We start from the raw sequence: 19,095 nt of genomic DNA on the forward strand, positions 1-19,095 counted from the left end.
ACAGGGGGGGGGGGGGGGTTCCCCGCTACCCCCACCCCCACGCCCGGCTTTACGCGTGCAGGGCCTCGTTGAGCTGCACGCCCGCGCCCGTGCGGGGCAGCACTTCGACGGCTCCCGTGAGCGAGCTGCGGCGGAACAGCAGCCCCGGCACGCCCGAGAGCTCGGCGGCCTTGACGGTGCGCGGCTGCCCGTCGGGCCCGAGCGTGCCGTCGACGACGACGACCTTCTGGCCGGCGGTCACGTAGAGGCCCGCCTCGACGACCGAGTCGTCACCGATCGAGATGCCGATGCCGCTGTTGGCGCCGAGCAGGGCGCGCTCGCCGATCGCGATGCGGTGCGTGCCGCCGCCCGAGAGCGTGCCCATGATCGAGGCGCCGCCGCCGATGTCGCTGCCGTCGCCCACGACGACGCCCTGGCTGATGCGGCCCTCGACCATCGAGGTGCCGAGGGTTCCGGCGTTGAAGTTGATGAAGCCCTCGTGCATGACCGTCGTGCCGGGCGAGACGTAGGCGCCGAGGCGCACGCGCGAGGCATCGGCGATGCGCACGCGCGGGGGCGTGACGTAGTCGAGCAGGCGCGGGAACTTGTCGATGCCGAGCGCCGAGATGCCCGCCTGCTGCAGCGCCGGGCGCCGGGCGTCGAAGTCGTCGGGGTGCATCGGCCCCGCGGTCGTCCACATGACGATCGGCAGGTGCCCGAAGATTCCGTCGAGATTGAGGGTGTTGGGGGCGACGAGGCGGTGGCTCAGGAGGTGCAGGCGCAGGTAGGCATCGGGCGTGGATGCCGGCGGCGCATCGAGGTCGATCGAGATCGTGCGGGCCTCGCGCCGCACCCCCCGGCGCGCGTCCTCGCCCTGCAGGTGCTCGATCTCGGCGGGCACGATGTAGGGGTCGCGCCCGTGCGGCAGCGTGCCGAGCGCGGGGTGCGGGTACCAGGCGTCGAGCTCGGCGCCGTCGGCGATGCGCAGCGTGACGAGGCCGTAGCCCCAGGCGTGGCGCGTGGCGCGCTCGGAATCGCTGGCAGTGGCGGCGGGGCTCGACATGCCTCCAGGCTACCGGCGTGATCGCGCGCTGGTTCGTGCTGGCCGGCAGCGCGACACGCCGACGCCGCGCGTCGGCACGCCGTGTTCCACAGCGACGAACCCGAAGGAGCGAACGCGCACGGCCGATTACGCTGGTGAGATGACCGAGACGCCGATCCTCCCGCTCGACGAGGGCGTCGTGGCCCTGACGGCGGCGATGGTCGACATCGCGAGCGTCTCCGGCGATGAGCGGATGCTCGCCGACGCGATCGAGCGCGTGCTGAGCATCCACGCCCCGCACCTCACGGTGCTGCGCGACGGCGACGCGATCGTCGCCCGCACGGCGCTCGGCCGCGCGCAACGGGTCGTCATCGCGGGCCACATCGACACCGTGCCCGTGAACGCGAACCTGCCGAGCCGGCTCGAGGGCGATGCCGTCACCGGCACCCTGCACGGCCGCGGCACGGTCGACATGAAGGGCGGCTGCGCCGTCATGCTCGCGCTCGCCGTCGCGCTCGATGCGCCCGCCTACGACGTGACGTGGGTCTGGTACGACCACGAAGAGGTCGAGGCGAGCCTCAACGGCCTCGGGCGCCTCGCCCGCACGCGGCCCGAGCTGCTCGCGGCCGACTTCGCGATTCTCGGCGAGCCGAGCAACGCCGGCGTCGAGGGCGGCTGCAACGGCACGCTGCGCGTCGAGCTCGCGGCGACGGGGCGCCGGGCCCACTCGGCCCGCGCGTGGATGGGCGTCAACGCCATCCACGCTCTCGCCCCGGCGCTCGACCTGCTCGCGCGCTTCGAGCCCGCGACGATCGAGGTCGACGGCCTCGCCTACCGCGAGGGCCTCAACGCCGTCGGCGTGCGCGGGGGAGTCGCCGGCAACGTCATCCCCGACGACGCCGTGCTCACGGTCAACTACCGCTTCGCCCCCGATAAGAGCGTCGCGCAGGCCGAGCAGTACCTGCGCGATCTCTTCGGCGGCGTGGCCCCCGAGATGACGCTGACGGTCACCGATGCGAGCGGCGGGGCCCGCCCGGGGCTGGATGCTCCGCTCGCGCAGCACTTCGTGGCAGCGGTCGGCGGCACGCCCGCGCCGAAGTACGGCTGGACCGACGTCGCTCGCTTCGCCGAGCTCGGCATCCCGGCCGTCAACTACGGTCCCGGAGACCCCTCGCTCGCCCACACCGACGACGAGCGCGTGCCGGTCGAGCAGATCATCGCCTGCGAGCGCGGGCTGCGGGCGTGGTTGAGCGGGGCGTGAGCGCGCAGCGCCCGACGGCGTTCGCCGACCTGCGCGCGCGGCCGGGTGTGCCCACGCGTCGCGCGGGTGCCGTGCTCGAGCGCGTGCGCCGCCTGCCCTGGTGGGTCGGCGTGCTCGGCATCTGGGGGGCGTCGCGGCTCGTGACCACGGGCATCCTGCTGTCGTTCGCGGCTCGGCAGGGCGAGAACGCGTGGACGGGCGCGAACCCCGGCTACCTCGACTTCGCGCGGCTGTGGGACGCCCACTGGTACTACATCATCGCCGTCGTCGGGTACCCGAGCGAGATCCCGCGCGACGAGAACGGGCTCGCCGGCGAGAGCGCGTGGGCGTTCATGCCCGTGTACCCGGGGCTCGTGCGCATCGGCATGGCGCTCACAGGCGACTTCTCGGCGCAGGGCTTCGCTGCCGTCGCCGTGACGATCTCGGTGCTCGCGAGCGCCGCCGCCGCGCTGCTGTTCTTCGTGCTCGCTCGACGCTGGCTGAGCGCCGGCACCGCGATGCTCGCGACGGCGCTGTTCTGCGTCGCCCCGCTGTCGCCTATCCTGCAGGTGGGCTATGCCGAGTCGCTGCACCTCGCACTGCTGTTCGGCGCGCTCATCCTCGTGCTCGATCGGCAGTGGGTCGTGCTGCCGTTCGTCGTCACGGTCATGGCGCTCACCCGGCCGAGCGGGCTCGCCTTCGCCCTGCTGCTCGTGCTCGTCTGGGGCTGGCGGTGGATGCGCCGCCGCGACGAACCCTTCGAGACCGTCGAGCGGGTGCGGCTGGGCGCCGCGGCCGTCATCGCCGGGCTCGCGGGCCTCGCCTGGCCGGGCATCGTCGCGCTCTCGACGGGAGAGTTGCGCGGGTACCTCGAGACCGAGCTGGCCTGGCGGCGGCCCTACGTCGGTGATGTCGAGCTGCTGCCGTTCACTCCGTGGGTGCAGGGCGCGCAGTGGTGGGCGGGGCAGCAGTGGTGGCCGGGGCCGGCCCTGCCGGGGCTGCCGTGGTCGGCGGGCGAGGTGCTGGGGCCGGTCATCCTGATCGCGGTGCTGGCCCTCGCGGCGGCCGCGTTCGCCCTGCCCGCGATGCGTCGCATGCCGATCGAGCTGCGGTTCTGGATCATCGCCTACGCGCTCTACCTGCTCGCCGTCTTCTTTCCGCAGTCGAGCACGTTCCGGCTGCTCGTGCCGCTCGCGCCCGTTCTGGGGGCGCTCGCCCTCGGCATCGCGAGCGTCGGCTCCGGGCGCCTCGGTGCGCGCTGGTCGCCGGGCCGCGCGCGCGGGCTGCGGGTGCTGATCGCCGTGCTGGCCTTGGTGCTCGGTGTGCTCGGCCAGATCGCGTGGGTGCACATCGGCTGGTGGGTCGACGGCTATGACTGGACGCCCCCGTGATCGGCCGCGATCCGCGCGCGCTGCTCGGCCCCGCTGTGCGCGCGCCGCGAGTGAACACTGCGTGAACCGTGCTCGCGGCGCCGCTCGACGGGCTTGCTCGATTTAGCCGTTGAGCGAGTGTGAGGGATAATAAGGGGCACTGTTCAGCGAAAGGGGAGACCACATGGCAGCCATGAAGCCCAGGACCGGCGACGGCCCGATGGAGGCTGTCAAAGAGGGTCGCCTCATCATCGTGCGCGTGCCCCTTGAGGGTGGCGGGCGCCTCGTGGTGTCGGTCAACGACGATGAGGCCAAAGAGCTGCACGACGCGCTCGCGGCCGCGATCGGCTAGCGCTCACCGACGTTTCTCGCCGCGCTCAGCGCGCGGTGACGAGCTGCAGCAGCCCGTCGCCGACCGGCGAGATCGCCACGTGCACGGCGGTCGACGCGCGCAGCTCGGCGAGCAGCGCGCGCAGGTCGGCCGTCACGCCGTCGCGCTTCGCGGGGTCGGCCACGGTGTCGCGCCACAGGGCGTGCGGCACGAGCACGGCGCCGCCCGCGCGCACCAGGCGCAGGGCGTGCTCGATGTTCTCGAGCAGCGAGCCTGCGTCGGCGTCGACGAGCACGACGTCGTAGTCGTGCTCGTTCATGCGCGGTAGCACGTCGGCGGCGCGTCCGGTGATGAGTCTCACTCGTGCGGGTGTGTGCCCCGCATCGGTGAAGTGCCGGCGGGCGGCCTCGTGGTGGTCGGCTTCGACGTCGATCGAGGTGAGCTGAGCATCCGGAGCCCCCTGCAGCAGCCACAGCCCCGAGACCCCGATTCCGGTGCCGATCTCGATGATCGACTCGGCCGCGAGGGCGGCGGCGACGACCGCGAGCTGGGCGCCGGTCGCGGGGCTCACGGGCTCGACGCCGAGCTCGAGCGACTGGGCGCGCGCGGCGCGGATCACGTCGGATTCGACCGTCTGGTCTTCGACGTACTTCCACGACAGGTCTTTGCTGGCCACGGTGCTCCTTCTCGCCTCCAGCCTAGGGCGAAGACCTCCGTCGACCGGGCTATTCTCGAGGGGTGTCCTGGGGCCTGACGATCGAGAAGCTGCTGCTCATCGGGCTGATCGCGGTCATCCTCATCGGCCCCGACCGCCTGCCGGGCTATGCCGCGCAGTTCGGGCGTCTCGTGCGGTCGTTGCGCGACATGGCGAACGGCGCGAAGACGCGCATGCGCGAAGAGATGGGCCCCGACTACGACGATGTCGACTGGAAGAAGCTCGACCCGCGGCAGTACGACCCGCGGCGCATCATCCGCGAGGCGCTGACCGACGAGCCCGCGCCCGCCGCGCGCCCCGGCCCGGGGGCGGCAGCGCCGGTGCGCGAGTCGGCGTACGCGCAGCGGCAGCGGCTCATCCGCGAGGGCAGGCCGGCACCGTTCGATTCCGAGGCGACCTAGGCCGTAGCTGCGGGATGCGCGCTCAGCGCTCGGGGCGGGTTCGCGCCCCGCTGCTCTCGAGGGAGCGCCGCTCGGTCAGCGCCCGCCGCGGGTTCGCGCCGCGCCGCTCGCGGGGTTGATGCGGTCAGCGCTCGCCGACCGTGCGGTACCCCTCGACGACCCGCACGGCCTCGGCCTGCAGCAGTTCGAGCACGCGGCGCACGCTCGGCCGCTCGGCCCGGTCGGCGCGCAGCAGCGCAGAGATCTGACGCTCGGCGGGCAGACCGCTGATCGGGCGCGTGACGATGCCGTTGCCGTGGCTGCGCGTGGTGAAGCGCGGCAGAATCGCGATGCCGACGCCCGCCGCCACGAGGCGCTCGACGATGAGGTTGTCCATGATGCGCTGCACAATGCGCGGCTCGCGGCCGACCGCGGCCGACAGCCGCTCGTGAACACGGTCGTAGGGGTAGCCGACGGGTGCGCCGATCCAGTCTTCGTCGACGAGGTCGACGGCTCGAACGACGCTCCGCTCGACGAGCGGGTGCCCCACCGGCAGGGCCACGTCGAACGGCTCGGTCATGAGGGGCACGACGCGCAGCCCGCACTCTTGCCAGTGGGCGGGGATGCCCTGCGAATCGGCGATGACGATGTCGTAGTCGGGCGTGAGCTGGGCGAAGTCGGGTAAGGGCATGTCGTGGTCGGTGACCACGACCTCGAGCCCGGGCTCGTCGCGCAGCGAGCGCAGCACGCCGGGCAGCAGCATCTGCCCGGCCGTCGGGAACGCGCTGATCGAGACCGACCCCCGCGGGCTCTGCGTGAACTCGTCCCAGAGCGCCTCGGCCGATTCGATCGCGACGGCGATGCGTCGGGCGGTGTCGGCGAGCGCGAGGCCGGCCCCCGTGAGCACCAGTCCGCGGCCGTGGCGCTCGGTGAGGGGCACGCCGACTTCGGTCTCGAGCACCTTGAGCTGCTGCGAGACGGCGGATGCGGTGCGGTGCGTCGCCGCGGCGACCGCGGTGATGCTGCCCCGGTCGGCGAGCTCGCGCAGCAGGTGGAGTCGACGGATGTCCATGGCACGACACTAAAGCACAACTGAAGTGTAAGTTCAGAAAGTATCGATTGTGCTAAACACTGCCGCACGGTGGAATAGAGGCGTTCAGGAAACCAAGGAGACCCCCGACATGACCGCCGTGCTCATCACCATCGCCCTTCTCGCCGTTGCCGCTGTTGTGGCGACGATCGTGACCGCTGCTCGCGACGGCTACCGCCGCGTGCCCGCGATCCAGCGCTGAGCCCGGCGCCCTTGGGCGCGCTCCCGCGACGGCCGTCGGACCTCGTGCTCGCCTTTCCAGGGGCGAGCGCGGGATCCGACGGCCGTCGTCGTCGGGCCAGACGTCGGGCCAGACGTCCGGTCGCGCGCGGTGCGGCCTCGCAGTGCCGACGCGCCGTGGGCGCGCGGGTGAGCGCGCGGGTCAGCGCGGGCTGAGTCCGAGCTTGCGTCCGGCGAGCCCGCGCCCACGCCGCGCCAGCTCCGCCGCGAGCCGCGTGATCGCGTCTCCCGCGGCATCGCCGGGCCGCAGCACGATCGGCTCGCCCGCGTCTCCGCCCTCACGCAGGGCGATGCTCAGCGGCACCTGCGCCAGCAGGGGCACCTCGAGGCGCGCCGCCGTCTCGGCCCCGCCGCCCGAGCCGAACAGCTCGAGCACGCTGCCGTCGGGCTGGGCGAGTCCCGCCATGTTCTCGACGACGCCGATGACGGTCTGGCCGGTCTGGCGGGCGACGAGTCCCGAGCGCTCGGCCACGTCGGCCGCCGCGCGCTGCGGTGTCGTCACGACCAGAACCTCGGCGTGGGGCAAGAGCTGCCCGGCCGAGATCGCGACATCGCCCGTGCCGGGCGGCATGTCGAGCAGCAGCACGTCGAGGTCGCCGAAGTGCACGTCGGTGAGAAACTGCTGCACCGTGCGGTGCAGCATGGGCCCGCGCCACGAGACCGCGGTGCGGGCATCCACGAACATGCCGATCGAGATCACGGCGACGCCGTGCGCGCGCGGCGGCATGATGAGTCCGCCCACCTGCGTCGGCTTCGCGTCGGCGATGCCGAGCAGGCCCGGGATCGAGAAGCCGAAGACGTCGGCGTCGACGAGCCCGACACGCAGCCCCTGCGCCGCGAGCGCGACGGCGAGGTTGGCCGTGAGAGTCGACTTTCCGACGCCGCCCTTGCCGCTCGTGACGGCGATCACCCGCGTGAGCGAGTCGGCTGTGAAGGGGTGACCGCTCGGCCGGTCGCCGCGCAGCCGGGTGATGAGGGCATCGCGCGTCGCGGCATCCATGACCCCGACGTCGACCCGCACCTCGCCGACCCCCGAGACGGTGGATGCTGCGGCCCGCACATCGCGCTCGATCGCCGTCGCGGCGGGGCAGCCCACGATCGTCAGCCGCAGGTCGATATCAACGCGGTCGCCCTGCGCGCTGACGCGCGGCACCATGTCGAGCTCGGTGATGGGTCGGCGGATCTCGGGGTCGACCACCCGCGCCAGGGCCTGTCGTACGGCGAGAGCGAGCGGGTGCTGCTCATCGCCGGCGGGGGCCGTCGCGTCGGCGTCTGCCGTGACGTCGGCGCGTGCGCCGCGCACCGGCGGCTGCTCGTCGCCGGACGGGGGCGACGGGGGAGTGCCGGGCGTCATCGCTCGCGGGCGTTGCGCGCGAGGTCGTCTTCGGCGGCGGCCTCGGCCTGGGCGGCGTTCTCGTCATCGCGGCGGTCGAGCTCGTCGAGCAGGGCGCGCAGCTCGGCCCGCAAGAACTCTTTCGTCGCGACGTCTTTCATGGCGAGCCGCAGGGCGACGACCTCGCGCGCGAGGTACTCGGTGTCGGCGAGGTTGCGCTCGGCGCGCTGCCGGTCTTGCTCGATCTGCACGCGGTCGCGGTCGTCTTGCCGGTTCTGCGCGAGCAGGATCATGGGTGCCGCGTACGAGGCCTGCAGCGAGAGGATGAGCGTGAGCAGCGTGAAGTTGAGGGCGCGGGGGTCGAACTGCGCGTCGACGGGCGCGACGGAGTTGTAGACGAGCCACACCACGACGAAGACCGACATGCCGACGAGAAACCAGGGCGTGCCCATGCCGCGCGCGAAGGCTTCAGAGAACCGACCCATGCGATCGTTGCCGCTCGAGAACCGTGGCACGAAGGGCGTGCGCATGCCTTTGGGCGAGTCGAGGCGCACCTCGGGGCGGCGCGAGCCCCGTCGGCGGTCGCCGTCACGCCGGGCCATTGCCGGCCCTTCGTGCGGCGACGGTGCCACGGCGCCGAGCTGCGGCAGAGCCCGGCGCGGGCGCGCCCTCGTGGTCGGCGCTGCGCCAGTCGTCGGGCAGCAGGTAATCGAGCACGTCGTCGATCGTGACGACGCCCACGAGCCGGTGGTTCTCGTCGACGACGGGGAGCGACACGAGGTCGTAGCTCGCGAGGCGGCGCGAGACCTCGGCGGCCGAGGTCTCGGGGCTCACGGGCTCGACACTGCGATCGAGGATCGTGCCGAGGCGTTCGTGCGGCGGGTAGCGCAGCATCCGCTGGAAGTGGACCATGCCGAGGAAGCGGCCGGTGGGCGGCTCGTACGGCGGCAGGGTGACGCAGATGGCAGCCCCGATCGCGGGGGCGAGCTCGTGGCGGCGGATGAGGGCGAGACCCTCGGCGACCGTCGCGTCGGCCGAGACGATGATGGGTTCGGTCGTCATGAGACCGCCGGCGGTATCGGCGTCGTAGCTGAGCAAGAAGCGCACGTCGTCGGCTTCTTCGGGCTCCATGAGGTCGAGCAGGGCCTCGCCGCGCAGCACCGGAAGCTGGGCGATGAGGTCGGCCGCGTCGTCGGGCTCCATCTGGTCGAGCACGTCGGCGGCGCGCTCGTCGTCGAGCTGCGAGATGATCTGCACCTGCTCGGTCTCGGGCATCTCTTCGAGGGCGTCAGCGAGGCGTTCGTCTGAGAGCTCTTCGGCCACCTCGATGCGGCGCGACTCGGGCAGCTCGAGCAGCGAGGTGGCGAGGTCGGCCGGCAGCAGCTCGTTGTAGGTCGCGACGAGCTGCTCGGCGCTCTGCGGCTGGCCGGATGCCGCGTCTTCGGCGACATCGCTCCAGCGTACGAAGAGGGTGCTGCCCTTCGAGAACGGGGTCGGCACAGCGCGCGGCTTGCGCACGAACAGCTGATCGACGGCCCATTCGCCGGGCCCGGCTTCGACGATGGCGACGTCTTCGATCGTGGCGGCGGTGCCGCCCTCGCGCAAGGTCACCGAGCGGCCGACGAGCTCGGCGAGCACGCGCACCTCGCCCCCGCGCTGCGCGAAGCGGCGCAGGTTGATGAGGCCCGTCGTGATGACCTGGCCTCCGCTCATGCTCGTGACGCGGCCGATCGAGAGGAAAACCCGTCGGCGACCGGGAACCTCCACGATAAGCCCGACGACGCGAGGGGGGTCGTTGCGGCGGTAGACGACGAGCACGTCGCGCACGCGGCCGACGCGGTCGCCGGCGGGGTCGAAGACGGCGCACCCCGACAGGCGTGCGACGAAGACTCGGGCGGTGCTCACGGCTCAACCATATCCCCGGCCTGTCAGAATGTTCGGGTGAGCAATTCGAGCCCCTTCACGCGCCGCACCTCGGCCCCGCCGACCGTGCCGCGTGGCGATGTGCTGGGCGAGTACGAGTCATACCCCGAGGCGCAGAAGGTCGTCGATCGGCTCGCGAAGGCCGAGTTCGCGGTCAAGGGGATGGCGATCGTCGGAAGCGATCTCAAGACCGTCGAGCGCATCACCGGTCGACTCAGCTATGGTCGCGCGGCGCTCTCGGGCGCGGCCAGCGGAGCGTGGCTGGGGCTCTTCTTCGGCATGCTGCTGTTCTTGTTCTCGCCCGCGCCCGAGCTGTCGTTCATCGTCGCGGCGGGATTCATCGGCTCGGGATTCGGCATGATCTTCGGCATCACCACCTACGCGATCAACCGGCGTCGGCGCGACTTCAGCTCGACCCACCAGGTGCTCGCAGGGAGCTACCAGATCCTCATCGATCCGAGTCAGACGGCCCGCGCGCGGCAGGTGCTCGCGGGAGGGTCGACCTGGCCTCCGCCCCTGCCGGAGCCGCCCGCGACCCCGTCGTCGGGTGGGGCTACGGATACCGCGGCGGACGCGGGTGCTGCTGCTGACGCCGGTGCTGTCGACGCACCTGCCGACGGCACGCCTGCCGTCGACACTCCTGTCGTCGACGCGCCTGTCGTCGACACTCTTGTCGTCGACACCCCTGCCGTCGACGCGCCTGTCGTCGAGGCGCCTGCCGACGACGCCTCGGCGAGGCGCTAGCTCGCGAGGGCGCGCTGCCACTCCCGGCTTCGGCTGGGCATCGGGCGTGGTCGTCGGTGCGGGTCGACCGTCGCTGGCGGCACGAGGGCATAGCCCGCCGCGTCGTCGGTTCTCGTGATGCCCCAGTCGTGATCGTGCAGGAGCAGATGGTGGTGCCGGCAGAGCAGGATGCCCGCCTCGACATTGGTCTCGCCGTCGTCACGCAACCAGTGGTCGATGTGGTGGGCTTCGCACCAGCTCGGGGGTCGTTCGCACCCAGGCCACCGGCAGCCTGCGTCTCGTGCCGCGAGCGCCACACGCTGCCGACTGGTGAAGAGCCGTTGCGACCGACCCACATCGAGCGGCTGGCCGGTTGATCCGATCAGGATCGGCGTCTGGGTGCCACCGCACAGCAGCCGCTGCACGGTCGGCAGTGACACCACGATGCCGTCGGGCTGCCCGGCTGCGGGCTCGAGCGAGCCGGAGCCGGCTCCAGTGCCAGTGCCAGTGCCAGTGCCAGTGCCAGTGCCAGTGCCAGTGCCAGTTCCAGAGCCAGCACCAGCCCCAGCGCCAGCGCCGCGGCCGGTTCCGTGGAGCAGGTCGCGCGCCGTCACGAGCACCCGCACGCTCGGTGCTCCGGTGCCGAGCATCATGCTCGAGTCGGCATCGGCTCCGGCGAGGAGGAGGTGCAGCAGGGCATCCGACGCGTACTGCTCAGGTGTGCGGTCATCGTTGGCGATGCGCGCGGCCGTGTCGATGTCGGCCGGGTCGCCGAACTGCACCGAGCGGCGCTTCGGCGAGATCGCGCGATCGACGAGCTCGCGCACCACCACGGCCGACTCGGGATCGAGCAACCACGTCGCGCGGGTCATGCCGTCGGGCAGTGCCGTCAGCCGGAACGAGCGGGCCTCGCGCTGCGCGCGCTCGCGATCGACGATCGCCTCGGCCTCGAGGCCCTCGCGCAGCTGCCGTGCGAAGCGGTGCAGCCGATCGACGTCGAGCGTCGCGGCGGCCTCGGCAAGTCGCTCGCACGCGTCGCGCAGCAGCGCCGACGAGACCGCGTCGTTCGCATCGCCCAGCCCCGATCGGATGGCGTCGAGGGCAGCGGCGCTCATGGCACCGCGGCGGGCCCCGGCGATGGCGGGCTCGAGGTGCGCCGGCGCGGGGGGCAGGGTGTCGGGATCGAGCGTGTCGTCGGAGCCACCGCTCGCCGCGGCGAGGAGCCGCCCGGCGTTGACGGCCGTCGCCGCGTCGCGCCGCGACTCGCCGGTCGTGACCCGCACGAGCTCTTCGGCGGTGCGGTGCCCGAGCCGCTGCGCGAGGCCCTCGTGCGCGAGCTCGGGACGTGACCGCCGGGCGAGCTCGCCGGCGATGAGCGCCGTGCGCGCGTCGAGCAGGCGACGCGCGCTCGCGCCGAGGTCGGTCAGCGACAGGAGGTCGGCATCGCCCAGCTCACGCAGCGCCGCGGGGCTGAGCGGCTCGCGCTCGAGCGCGGCCACGACCGTGGCGAGGTGCTCGAGAGGCGGAAGGGAGGCCATGCCTCAATGGTTTCATCGAACATATGTTCGAACAAGGGCGGGTGGGCAATCTTGGGAGAAGTCGTTGCACCAGTGTGGTGTGGAGGAGGAGCGGCCCGAGAGCCGGGGATCCCGTCGCGGAGGAGCGCTCCGCGTCGAACACCGTCACCGGGCGAGGCGAGGAACTTCGCCTTAGCGCGAGGTGCGCCCCCGCATCCATTCTTCGACCGCATCGGCGGTGCGCGGGATGCCCGCCGACAGGTTCTCTGCCCCGTCGGCCGTCACGAGGATGTTGTCTTCGATGCGCACGCCGATGCCGCGGTACTCTGCCGGCACGGTGAGGTCGTCGGGCTGAAAGTAGAGGCCCGGCTCGATCGTGAAGACCATTCCCGGCGAGACGACACCGTCCATGTACATCTCGCGCCGCGCCTGCCCGCAGTCGTGCACGTCGAGGCCGAGGTGGTGGGAGGTTCCGTGCACCATGTACCGGCGGTGATACCCCGCGTCGGGCGCAAGACTCTCGTCAGCACTGACCGGCAGCAGCCCCCACTCGGCCGTCTTCGCCGCGATCACCTGCATCGCCGCCGCGTGGATCTCTCGGAACCGGATGCCCGGCCGAACGATCGCGAACGCCGCGTCGGCCGCCTCGCGCACGGCCTCGTACACCCGTCGTTGCACATCGGTGAAAACCCCCGACACCGGCAGCGTGCGAGTGATGTCGGCCGTGTAGTAGCTGTCGAGCTCGACGCCCGCGTCGATGAGGATGAGGTCGCCCGGCACGACGGGCCCGTCGTTGCGGGTCCAGTGCAGGATGCACGCGTGCGGGCCGCTCGCCGCGATGGTGTCGTAGCCGACCGTGTTGCCCTCGGCGCGCGCGCGGCGGTTGAAGGTGCCCTCGACGAGCCGCTCGCCGCGCGGGTGCGCGACGATGGCGGCGAGGTCGCCGATGACGTCGTCGAAGCCCTGCTGCGTGGCGGCGACGGCACGGCGCATCTCGGCGATCTCCCACGCGTCTTTCACGAGCCGCAGCTCGCTGAGGTCGCGCGCGAGCTCGTCGTCGCGAGCGGTGTCGACGTCGACGCCCGCCTCGGCCGAGGCGGCCAGCAGGCGCGCGCCGTCGAGCCGGTCGGTCAGGGCGCGGTCGGCCTCGCGCACGATGAGCGTCTCGACCGCGCCATCGGCCTCGAGCCCGGCGAAGACGGCGTCGACCGCGTCGAGCCCGGCCGTCGCGAGCCCCAGATCGGCGGCGACCGAGCCGAGCGAGGGGCGCGGCCCCGTCCAGAACTCGCCGATCTCGGGGTTCGCGTAGAACTCGTCCGAGTCGCGGCCCGCGCCCTCGCGAAAGTACAGCGTCGCCACGTGCGCGTCGCCGGCCGGCTCGAGCACGAGCACGCTGCCGGGCACCGTGTCGGCGCCCCAGCCCGTCAGGTGCGCGAAGGCCGAGTGCGCGCGGTAGGGGTAGTCGGTGTCGTTCGAGCGCTGCTTCGCGGGGCCGGCGGGCAGCACGAGGCGCACGCCGCGGTAGAGCGCCGACAGGCGGGCGCGGCGCTCGGCGGCACGCGCGGCGACGGGCCGCTGCGAGGTCGCCGACGCGGGCCGCTCGGCCCAGCCGCTCGAGATATAGGTGCGGAACACGTCGCTCGCCGGGGTGGTCGAGCGGTTCTCGGTCGCGCGCGGAGCATCCTTGCCGTCGGTCATGCCCCCATTCTGGCACCGGCCGGATGCTCGCCCGCCGTCACTCGAGGATGAGCCGCGCCACCACGGGTCGGTGGTCGCTGCCGCTGCCGTCTTCGGTCGTGATGACGCGCATACCCGTCACCGTGATGTCGGGTGTCACGAAGACGTGGTCGATCGGGGCGCCGAGCAGCGGCGGCAGGCGCGTGGGCCACGTGCCGACGGCGCCGTTGCCCGTGAGCAGCCCGGCGTTGCGGCAGTCGCCGAAGCCGAGACCTGCGACGCCCGCCTCGGGGTCGACGACGCGAAAGTGGTCGGCGGTCGCGTTGAGGTCGCCCGCGAGGATGACCTGCTCGCCGCGGCACACCGACTCGACCCAGCGCAGGTCGGTGCGCCAGTTGTCGAGCTCGCCGGGGATGGGGGCGACGGGGTGCACCCCGATGATCGTCGGGCCCGTGCCGTCGACGGGGCGCAGCACGATGCTCGGCAGCACCGAGGTGTTGCCGAGCGAATCGTCGACGACGTGCTCGCCGAGATCGACCGAGATGAGAACGCTCGTCGAGCGCGCCTTGGCGACGTAGTCGAAGGCGATCGAGTAGACCCACATCGGCCGGCCCTGCGCGCGCGTGAGCTCGGCGACCGCGACGGCCGTGTCTTGACTCGTCTCAGGCAGCACGACGATGTCGGCCTGCTCGGCGATGACGAGCTCGGCGATGCGCTCGGCGCCGGGGGCGTCGCCGAGGGTGTTCCACGAGAGCACGGCAAGCTCGGCCGGAGCGCGGGTCGGAAACGACTCGTCGCCGAACCCCCGCGTCGAGAGCACGGCCACGTTGATGCCGGCAAAGAGCACCGCGAGCAGGGCGAGCGCGGCGAGGAACCGCCGCGCGGCCGCCCACAGCATGGCCAGCAGCGCGAGCGTGAAGGCCGCCCCGATGGCGAGCGCCGAGCTGAGCGCGCGCACCGACACGAGCTGTGCGATGACGGGTGCCTCGGCTACCCCGAACAGCCCCGGCCAGGCGATCACGAGCAGCGCCGCCGCGACCCCGACGATGATGACGGCGGCGAGGATGCGTCGGATCATGGTGCGTCGAGCCTACCGGCCGCTGCGCTGCCGCTCCCGAGTGCGGGATGCCCGTCGACCGCCCGACCGCCGGCCCCGCATCCCGCCCGTAGCATGGCGGTATGACCCGCGGCCCGATCGATCTGCACACGCACAGCAGCGTGAGCGACGGCACCGAGACGCCGACGCAGCTGATCCGCGCGGCGATCGAGGCGGGCCTCGACACCGTGGCGATCACCGACCACGACTCGACCGCGGGGTGGGACGAAGCGCTCACGGCTGCCGCCGGCAGCGGTCTGCAGGTGATCCGCGGCATCGAGCTGAGCACGCGGCACGAGTGGCGCAGCGTGCACGTGCTCGGCTACCTCTTCGACCCGAACGACACGGCGATCGTGCGCGAGACCGCCCGAACGCGGGATGACCGGCTCAACCGGGCCGAGCGCATGGTCGCCCGGCTCTCGGAGGACTACGACGTGACCTGGGACGACGTGCTCGCGCAGAGCGGCGGCGTCTCGATCGGCCGCCCCCATATCGCCGACGCCCTTGTCGCGCGCGGCATCGTGCCGAACCGCAGCGCGGCTTTCGAGTCGATCCTGCACTTCTCGGGCGGCTACTACCTGCCCCACGAGGCCCCCACGGTGCTCGATGGGGTCAGGATGATCGCCGAGGCCGGCGGTGCCCCCGTGCTCGCTCATCCCGCGACCCGCGGCCGCGAGGCCGTCGTCGATGGCGAGTCGCTCGCCCGCCTGGTCGAGGCCGGACTCGTGGGCCTCGAGGTCGGCCACCGCGAGAACACGCCCGACGGCCGCGAGCGGCTCGTCGAGCTGGCCGCGCGCTTCGACCTCGTCATGACGGGGTCGAGCGATTACCACGGCGAGGGCAAGCCGAACCGGCTGGCCGAGAACACCACGACGCCCGAAGCGTTCGAGCGCCTCATCGGCGCGACGCGCGGCGTGCCGCCCGTTCGCGCCTAGGGCGCGGTGCCGGGGCGCGGTGCCGGGAAACTCACGGGGCGCCCCAGAGCGCGGTGAGCGCGTCGGCGATCTCGGTGCGCGGAGCATCCCGCTGATTGCACGTCACGGCGACAGCCAGCGCGCGGTCGGCGGCGACCCGGAAGGTGCTCACCGACCCGCCCCAGCGCCCCGCGTGGAAGAGTGTGCCGTCGGCGTCGATGCGGATTCCCGCGCCGTAGCGTTCGCCCGGGCGGTCGTCGTCGGGGGAGTCGGTGGCGCCCGCTGACGAGTCGACGGCGCCCGCCTCGGCGTCGGCGAGCAGCCCGCCGGGCGCGAACTGCGCGGCCCAGCGCACGAGCTCGCTCGGTGTCGTGACGATGCCGATCGGGCCGGCCACCGCCCAGGCTGCCGTGACCGGCACGCCGCCCACCTCGTAGCCGGCCGCGATGTCGGCCGCCGCGGTGGCGGGCTCGACGGTCGCGTCGATGCCGAGCGGCTGCAGCACGCGCGTCGCGAGCGCCGCGGCGAAGGGCTCGCCCGTGACGCTCTCGACCGCGGCCGCGAGCAGCACGTAGTGGCTGTTGGCGTAGGCGTAGCCGACGCCCTCGAGCGGCGCCTCGACCCGGCCGATGGCGGCGAGCACCGACCGTTGGTCGGCCGCATCGCTGAAGCCGATGCCCTCGGCCTCGAGCTCGATCCAGAAGTCGGGCAGCCGCGCCGTGTGGTGCAGCAGCTGCTCGAGCGTCACCGTGCGGCCCCAGGCGGGCAACCCCGCCACGTGGGTGCTCACGGGGTCGTCGAGGCGGAGGAGTCCATCGCGGGCGAGCGTCAGCACGAGCGCCGCTGTGAACTGCTTCGAGACCGAGGCCACCTCGAACCGGGTGCCGGTGGTCAGCGGCGTGCCCGCGGCCAGGTCGGCGAGCCCGCGCGCCCCCGCCCAGAGCACGGTGCCGTCGCGGCCGACCGCCGCCGAGCATCCGGCCGCATCGTCGGCCACGAGCGCCGCGAGAACCGCATCGCTCGCGCCCGCGAGCTTCGCCTGTCGCTGGATGCCCTCCGCACCCGCCCCGACCCCCGCACGCGCACCGCCCGCGGGGGCGGCAGCCGGCGCGCACCCCGTCAGTAGCGCGGCGAGCAGCACCGCGAGGGCGAGGGCGCGCCGCGTGGCCATGGGCTAGTGGGCGCCGCCCGCCCCGACCGGGGCCGTGCCGCGCTCCCAGCGCACGAGCAGCACGAACGGGATGATCGCCGTCGCGAGGGCGGCCGCCACCGTGAACGCTGCGCGCACACCGTCAGCGGTGATCGACGCGTCGCCAGTGGGCGGCGAGATGAACGCCGCGACCGAGAGGAACAGCGCGATGCCCGCCGCGCCCGCGACCTGCTGCACCGTGCCGACGATCGCCGAGCCGTAGGGGTTGAGCTGCGGGCGCAGCGCCGCGAGACCGTTGGTCAGCAGCGGCGTGAACAGCAGCGCGAGGCCGAGGCTCACCCCGATGTTCGCCACCGCGACGAACCAGATCGGCGTGGCCGCCGAGAACATCGACATGACCCAGAGGGTCGAGGCCATGAGCACGATGCCCGGGATCACGAGCGAGCGCGGCCCGACGCGGTCGTACCGGCGGCCGATGACGGGTGCCAGCAGGCCCTGCAGCAGCGCGCCCGGCAAGATGATGAGGCCCGAGACGAGCGGCGAGGCGCCGAGCACCTCTTGCACGTAGAGCGGGATCACGATGATCGCCCCGAACAGGGCCATCGACGCGACCGTGATGATGCTGATCGACAGGGTGAACTGGCGCTCGCCGAACGTGCGCAGGTCGAGAAGGGCATCGTCGGTGCGCTGCAGGCGCACCTGGCGCACGCCGAACAGCGCGATCGCCACGACGCCCACGCCCAGGGCGACGAAGCCGGTCACCACCGGGTCCGGCCCCGCACCCGGCTCGGTGCGGCCTGCCTCACCGAGCTGCGCGAGGCCGTACACGAGGCCGCCGAAACCGGGGATCGAGAGCAGCACGCTGAGAACATCCAGCTTCGACCCGCGGCGCTGGCCGACGTCGACCATGCGTACCGCGCCGATGATGAGCGCGGTCGTCGTGAGCGGCAGCATCGTGATGAACAGCCAGTGCCAGTCGGCGATGCTGAGGATGAAGCCCGACAGGCTGGGGCCGACGGCCGGCGCCACCGCGATCACGGTCGAGACCGTGCCGATGACCTGCCCGCGCTTCTCGGGCGCGACGAGCGCGAACACCGTCGTGAAGAGCATCGGCATGACGATCGCCGTGCCGCTCGCCTGAATGACGCGCGCGACGATCAGCAGCTCGAACACCGGCGCGACCGCGCCGAGCAGCGTGCCCGCCGTGAACAGCGACATCGCCGTGACGAAGAGCGCGCGCGTGCTGAAGCGCTGCAGCAGCCAGCCCGTGATCGGGATGACCACCGCGAGGGTGAGCATGAACGCGGTCGTCAACCACTGCGCGGCGGTCGCCGTGATGCCGAAGACCTCGATGAACCGCGGGATCGCGACGCCCATGAGCGTCTCGTTGAGGATGACGACGAAGGCCGAGCCGATGAGCACGCCGAGTACGATGCGGCGCTGCGCGTCGGTCACGGTCGGTGCGTCGGGCAGGGTCGCGGTGGGGGAGGCGGGCGGTTCAGCAGCAGTGGCAGGCATAGGCAACCCAACCTACTCCTGCCGGCCGTCATTCCCGATGGTGATGGATGCCCGCCTCAGCGTCGCTCGAACACCGCGGAGAGCGGCCCGCCCCCCGTCAGCAGCAGCGTCTGCTCATCGCAGTTGACGTCGAGCGCCGACTCCTGGCCAAAGACGGGAACAGGCGGCTCGACGCCCGCCTCGGCGGCCTCCTCCGGTGTCTCGACCTCGGAGTCGACGACGCGGTACTCGGCGATCTCGATCGTGCCATCGCCCGCGAGATCGCTCGCCGACCAACCCCACTCGGCCGTCGCGTTCTCGACCGAGCGCACCGAGAACGGGAACTCGACCGATTCGGTGACGATCGTGCCGGTCGACGTCAGGTCGGTCTCGACGAGCATGAGGCCGTCTTCGGTGAGGGTCAGAAACTGGGCGCCCGACATCAGGAAGCCCTCGATGGGGGCGCCGAGCTCGAGCAGGTAGCGCTCGGCGTCGATCGAGTACACCCCGACCACCAGCTGCCACTCGCCCACGATGCACTCGGTCGGCTGGCCACCCGGGTCGGGCTGGCCCTCGGCCCCCGGGTCGATCGGGTCGGGCGCGGGCGGCGGGTCGATCGCGCATCCTGCCAGCAGCAGGGCTGTCGCGCCCGTGAGGGCGACCGTCGATGCGAGGGTGCGGAGCATGGCGACCTCCGATGCGCCGGCGCGCGCATCCCCAGCACGCGTCCGGTGCCCCCAGTGTGCCGCAGTCGCGCCCCCGGCGCGAGGGTCAGCTCGTGGCGGCTGCGGTTCCGGATGCTCCGCCCGAGCCGCCCGTGCGGCGGCGACGGCGCCGGCGCGGGGCGCCCGAGCCCTCGGCGCGGGCCTCGCCCGACG

At 72.6% G+C, this 19,095-nt stretch carries 18 protein-coding genes; 6 read left to right on the top strand and 12 right to left on the bottom strand.

Features of this window, described 5'->3' with window-relative positions:
• Window positions 1-49 precede the first annotated feature (49 nt).
• Window positions 50-1,042, bottom strand: coding sequence for a 2,3,4,5-tetrahydropyridine-2,6-dicarboxylate N-succinyltransferase (dapD, locus tag ACK4HH_RS11820; protein ID WP_409652133.1), 993 nt, complete (start codon window positions 1,040-1,042; stop codon window positions 50-52).
• 139 nt (window positions 1,043-1,181) lie between these two features.
• On the opposite strand from dapD, the gene dapE reads away from it, so the two are divergent.
• From dapE to ACK4HH_RS11835, 3 genes are all read left to right on the top strand, one after another.
• The gene (dapE, locus tag ACK4HH_RS11825; protein ID WP_409652136.1) at window positions 1,182-2,282 is read left to right on the top strand and encodes a succinyl-diaminopimelate desuccinylase; all 1,101 of its coding nucleotides are present in this window, start codon (window positions 1,182-1,184) and stop codon (window positions 2,280-2,282) included.
• Window positions 2,279-3,652 (top strand): hypothetical protein, encoded by a 1,374-nt coding sequence (locus tag ACK4HH_RS11830; protein WP_409652139.1) that lies wholly within the window; start codon window positions 2,279-2,281, stop codon window positions 3,650-3,652. Before dapE ends, ACK4HH_RS11830 begins: the two co-directional genes overlap by 4 nt.
• Window positions 3,653-3,815: 163 nt before the next feature.
• Window positions 3,816-3,983 carry a DUF3117 domain-containing protein gene (locus tag ACK4HH_RS11835; protein ID WP_255158837.1) on the top strand — a complete coding sequence of 56 codons (168 nt, stop codon included), beginning with the start codon at window positions 3,816-3,818 and terminating at the stop codon, window positions 3,981-3,983.
• A 25-nt stretch (window positions 3,984-4,008) separates the two neighbouring features.
• Here the strand turns inward: ACK4HH_RS11835 and ACK4HH_RS11840 are convergent, their stop codons facing one another.
• Window positions 4,009-4,638: an O-methyltransferase gene (locus ACK4HH_RS11840; protein ID WP_409652143.1), complete on the bottom strand. Its 630-nt coding sequence runs from the start codon at window positions 4,636-4,638 to the stop codon at window positions 4,009-4,011.
• 62 nt (window positions 4,639-4,700) lie between these two features.
• Here ACK4HH_RS11840 and ACK4HH_RS11845 point away from each other — a divergent pair, with 62 nt between their 5' ends.
• Entirely contained in the window at window positions 4,701-5,078 is a 378-nt protein-coding gene (locus ACK4HH_RS11845; RefSeq protein ID WP_409652146.1) for a twin-arginine translocase TatA/TatE family subunit, read from the top strand.
• A 124-nt stretch (window positions 5,079-5,202) separates the two neighbouring features.
• Here the strand turns inward: ACK4HH_RS11845 and ACK4HH_RS11850 are convergent, their stop codons facing one another.
• The 4 genes from ACK4HH_RS11850 to ACK4HH_RS11865 form a co-directional block, all read right to left on the bottom strand.
• A complete protein-coding gene (locus tag ACK4HH_RS11850; RefSeq protein ID WP_409652149.1) occupies window positions 5,203-6,129 on the bottom strand; it encodes a LysR family transcriptional regulator in 927 nt (308 codons plus the stop codon).
• Window positions 6,130-6,529: 400 nt separating this feature from the next.
• Window positions 6,530-7,690 carry an Mrp/NBP35 family ATP-binding protein gene (locus tag ACK4HH_RS11855; protein ID WP_409652152.1) on the bottom strand — a complete coding sequence of 387 codons (1,161 nt, stop codon included), beginning with the start codon at window positions 7,688-7,690 and terminating at the stop codon, window positions 6,530-6,532.
• Between the two features lie 47 nt (window positions 7,691-7,737).
• Window positions 7,738-8,322: a DUF1003 domain-containing protein gene (locus ACK4HH_RS11860; protein ID WP_409652155.1), complete on the bottom strand. Its 585-nt coding sequence runs from the start codon at window positions 8,320-8,322 to the stop codon at window positions 7,738-7,740.
• Window positions 8,309-9,625 (bottom strand): magnesium transporter MgtE N-terminal domain-containing protein, encoded by a 1,317-nt coding sequence (locus ACK4HH_RS11865; RefSeq protein ID WP_409652158.1) that lies wholly within the window; start codon window positions 9,623-9,625, stop codon window positions 8,309-8,311. The genes ACK4HH_RS11860 and ACK4HH_RS11865 overlap by 14 nt, the downstream gene beginning before the upstream one ends.
• A gap of 36 nt (window positions 9,626-9,661) precedes the next feature.
• Between ACK4HH_RS11865 and ACK4HH_RS11870 the strand changes: the two genes are divergently transcribed.
• Complete coding sequence (locus ACK4HH_RS11870; protein WP_409652161.1) at window positions 9,662-10,387, top strand: general stress protein; 726 nt, start codon at window positions 9,662-9,664, stop codon at window positions 10,385-10,387.
• Here ACK4HH_RS11870 and ACK4HH_RS11875 read toward each other — a convergent pair.
• The 3 genes from ACK4HH_RS11875 to ACK4HH_RS11885 form a co-directional block, all read right to left on the bottom strand.
• Window positions 10,384-11,904: a DUF222 domain-containing protein gene (locus tag ACK4HH_RS11875; RefSeq protein WP_409652164.1), complete on the bottom strand. Its 1,521-nt coding sequence runs from the start codon at window positions 11,902-11,904 to the stop codon at window positions 10,384-10,386. The genes ACK4HH_RS11870 and ACK4HH_RS11875 overlap by 4 nt on opposite strands.
• Window positions 11,905-12,075: 171 nt before the next feature.
• Window positions 12,076-13,581 (bottom strand): aminopeptidase P family protein, encoded by a 1,506-nt coding sequence (locus ACK4HH_RS11880; protein WP_409652166.1) that lies wholly within the window; start codon window positions 13,579-13,581, stop codon window positions 12,076-12,078.
• A 37-nt stretch (window positions 13,582-13,618) separates the two neighbouring features.
• A complete protein-coding gene (locus ACK4HH_RS11885) occupies window positions 13,619-14,638 on the bottom strand; it encodes an endonuclease/exonuclease/phosphatase family protein (RefSeq protein ID WP_409652169.1) in 1,020 nt (339 codons plus the stop codon).
• Window positions 14,639-14,739: 101 nt separating this feature from the next.
• Between ACK4HH_RS11885 and ACK4HH_RS11890 the strand changes: the two genes are divergently transcribed.
• Entirely contained in the window at window positions 14,740-15,591 is an 852-nt protein-coding gene (locus ACK4HH_RS11890; RefSeq protein ID WP_409652172.1) for a PHP domain-containing protein, read from the top strand.
• A gap of 31 nt (window positions 15,592-15,622) precedes the next feature.
• Here the strand turns inward: ACK4HH_RS11890 and ACK4HH_RS11895 are convergent, their stop codons facing one another.
• Genes ACK4HH_RS11895 through ACK4HH_RS11905 form a run of 3 tightly spaced genes read right to left on the bottom strand, consistent with a single transcriptional unit; the run spans window position 15,623 to window position 18,903 of the window.
• Window positions 15,623-16,741 carry a serine hydrolase domain-containing protein gene (locus tag ACK4HH_RS11895; protein ID WP_409652174.1) on the bottom strand — a complete coding sequence of 373 codons (1,119 nt, stop codon included), beginning with the start codon at window positions 16,739-16,741 and terminating at the stop codon, window positions 15,623-15,625.
• Between the two features lie 3 nt (window positions 16,742-16,744).
• Window positions 16,745-18,238, bottom strand: a complete 1,494-nt coding sequence (locus tag ACK4HH_RS11900; protein ID WP_409652176.1) for a DHA2 family efflux MFS transporter permease subunit — start codon at window positions 18,236-18,238, stop codon at window positions 16,745-16,747.
• A 56-nt stretch (window positions 18,239-18,294) separates the two neighbouring features.
• Complete coding sequence (locus ACK4HH_RS11905) at window positions 18,295-18,903, bottom strand: hypothetical protein (RefSeq protein ID WP_409652178.1); 609 nt, start codon at window positions 18,901-18,903, stop codon at window positions 18,295-18,297.
• Between the last annotated feature and the right edge of the window lie 192 nt (window positions 18,904-19,095).

Source organism: Microcella sp. (assembly GCF_046296455.1).
In the GTDB taxonomy this organism is placed as follows: Bacteria; Actinomycetota; Actinomycetes; order Actinomycetales; family Microbacteriaceae; genus Microcella.

Bases quoted from the DNA above. Each gene is read 5' to 3' on its own strand.
- dapD (WP_409652133.1), bottom strand. From the start codon at position 1,042: ATGTCGAGCCCCGCCGCCACTGCCAGCGATTCCGAGCGCGCCACGCGC.
- dapE (WP_409652136.1), top strand. From the start codon at position 1,182: ATGACCGAGACGCCGATCCTCCCGCTCGACGAGGGCGTCGTGGCCCTG.
- ACK4HH_RS11835 (WP_255158837.1), top strand. From the start codon at position 3,816: ATGGCAGCCATGAAGCCCAGGACCGGCGACGGCCCGATGGAGGCTGTC.
- ACK4HH_RS11850 (WP_409652149.1), bottom strand. From the start codon at position 6,129: ATGGACATCCGTCGACTCCACCTGCTGCGCGAGCTCGCCGACCGGGGC.
- ACK4HH_RS11860 (WP_409652155.1), bottom strand. From the start codon at position 8,322: ATGGCCCGGCGTGACGGCGACCGCCGACGGGGCTCGCGCCGCCCCGAG.
- ACK4HH_RS11875 (WP_409652164.1), bottom strand. From the start codon at position 11,904: ATGGCCTCCCTTCCGCCTCTCGAGCACCTCGCCACGGTCGTGGCCGCG.
- ACK4HH_RS11880 (WP_409652166.1), bottom strand. From the start codon at position 13,581: ATGACCGACGGCAAGGATGCTCCGCGCGCGACCGAGAACCGCTCGACC.
- ACK4HH_RS11885 (WP_409652169.1), bottom strand. From the start codon at position 14,638: ATGATCCGACGCATCCTCGCCGCCGTCATCATCGTCGGGGTCGCGGCG.
- ACK4HH_RS11890 (WP_409652172.1), top strand. From the start codon at position 14,740: ATGACCCGCGGCCCGATCGATCTGCACACGCACAGCAGCGTGAGCGAC.
- ACK4HH_RS11895 (WP_409652174.1), bottom strand. From the start codon at position 16,741: ATGGCCACGCGGCGCGCCCTCGCCCTCGCGGTGCTGCTCGCCGCGCTA.
- ACK4HH_RS11900 (WP_409652176.1), bottom strand. From the start codon at position 18,238: ATGCCTGCCACTGCTGCTGAACCGCCCGCCTCCCCCACCGCGACCCTG.
- ACK4HH_RS11905 (WP_409652178.1), bottom strand. From the start codon at position 18,903: ATGCTCCGCACCCTCGCATCGACGGTCGCCCTCACGGGCGCGACAGCC.